Here is a 1,738-nt window from a genome sequence, read left to right on the forward strand (position 1 = left end):
CCGAAGACGAACGGATCGCCTCCCTTCAACCTGACTACCTTATGGCCTTGACGGGCTTGATGGATCATCACATGCTCGATTTGCTCCTGGGACATGAAGTGCTGCCCCGGCGCTTTTCCGCAGTAAATGAGACGCGCATCAGGCCTCGCATAGTCCAGCAGTTCCTCCGACACAAGTCTGTCATACAGCACGACATCAGCTTCCCGGATGCGGCGCACCGCCTTTACTGTGATCAATTCCGGGTCTCCCGGCCCCGCTCCGACAATGGATATGCTTCCGGTCTTCATACGCTTTGCTCCCTCCCTAGCCGAGTTGGAATAACCCTCCAGCTTAGACCGTCAGATAAACGGCTCCTGTGGCCGGGTCTACCTCAACCTCAAAGGTGGGGACGCATCCCGTGTCCGGCTCCTCAACCTTCCCGGTATGAAGATCGATGCGCCAGTCATGCAGCGGACAGTGAACCTTGCTGCCGCAGACCATCCCTTCCGATAGGGTGCCGCCTTTATGCGGGCATTTGTTCTCCACAGCCAGCACCTCTCCATCCGACAGGCGGAACAAGGCGATTTCCAAGCCATTTACTTTTAGGGTCCGCGATCCCTTGCGGTCAATGTCCGCTACGTTGCCGATATGCATTTTGGTCATCGTCATATCCGTTAGCCCTCCTGTTATGCCGTCTCAATTGGAGAGATCGGCTCAAAATTTTTGCGGAGCTCCCTTTCCGCCACGATTTGCTTCCACGGGTCAGTGGTCACGCTGAGCGCCGTACGGATTCTTTGCCCCAGCGCCAGCCTGTCCTCTCGGTTATCAAGCGCCGCCTTGATTCTGTCGAGTCCTACCCGTTCCACCCAATTGGAGGTTCTCTCGTTCCAGTTGGCATTTTCACGGTAATATTGAAGGAACGCGCTCGCCCATTCGACAACCTCGTCCTCCGTCTTCACGACGCACAGCAAATCCGTTGCACGAACATGCACGCCGCCGTTGCCGCCGATATGAAGCTCCCAGCCGCCGTCAATCGCGACAACGCCGAAATCCTTGATTGTCGCCTCCGCACAGTTGCGGGGGCAGCCGGACACGGCAAGCTTAACCTTGGCCGGTGTGTTCAACCGCTCGAACTCTTTCTCCAGCCGAATGCCCATGGCGATGGAATCCTGGGTACCGAACCGGCAGAACGTCGATCCAACGCAGGTCTTGACCGTACGCAGCGTTTTGCCGTACGCATGGCCTGAAGGCATGTCGAGTTCTTCCCAAATTTTTGGAAGATCTTCTTTTGTGACGCCTAGAAGATCCAGTCTTTGTCCCCCTGTAAACTTCACCATCGGAACGTTGAATTTCTCGGCGACCTCGGCAATCTTTTTCAGCTCGCCCGGGGAAGTGACACCGCCGTATATCCGGGGTACGACGGAAAAAGTGCCGTCTTTCTGAATGTTGGCGTGATAGCGTTCGTTCGTGATCCGTGATTCCTTCTCGTCTGCATATTCCTCCGGCCACAGCATGCCGAGATAATAGTTCAGGGAAGGGCGGCATTTCGAGCAGCCTTCCTCAGTGCTCCATTCCAGCACATTCATAACTTCCTTGACCGTCTTGAGTTCCATTCGTTTGATCTCGGCTACGATTTCGTCGCGCCCAAGCGTCGTACAGCCGCAGATGCCTTCCTTGACCTTGACCGCTGCATCGCCCGCATACAGCTCCAGCAGTCCTTCCACCAGCGGCTTGCAGCCTCCGCACGATGCAGACGCTT

At 56.1% G+C, this 1,738-nt stretch carries 3 protein-coding genes; all 3 read right to left on the bottom strand.

Going from position 1 to position 1,738, the window contains the following annotated elements; translation table 11 throughout:
- Positions 1–287 (bottom strand): uroporphyrinogen-III C-methyltransferase (locus L691_RS0124440; RefSeq protein WP_025692867.1); only part of this gene is annotated, 287 nt, incomplete at its 3' end.
- A gap of 43 nt (positions 288–330) precedes the next feature.
- Positions 331–642 (bottom strand): nitrite reductase small subunit NirD, encoded by a 312-nt coding sequence (gene nirD / locus L691_RS0124445; protein ID WP_025692868.1) that lies wholly within the window; start codon positions 640–642, stop codon positions 331–333.
- A 23-nt stretch (positions 643–665) separates the two neighbouring features.
- Positions 666–1,738: (2Fe-2S)-binding protein (locus tag L691_RS0124450; RefSeq protein WP_025692869.1), on the bottom strand; the 1,073-nt coding region annotated here is incomplete at its 5' end.

This window comes from Paenibacillus zanthoxyli JH29, assembly GCF_000520715.1.
GTDB lineage: Bacteria > Bacillota > Bacilli > Paenibacillales > Paenibacillaceae > Paenibacillus_AQ > Paenibacillus_AQ zanthoxyli.

Coding starts and splice junctions, on each gene's coding strand:
- nirD (WP_025692868.1), bottom strand. CDS start 642: ATGACCAAAATGCATATCGGCAACGTAGCGGACATTGACCGCAAGGGA.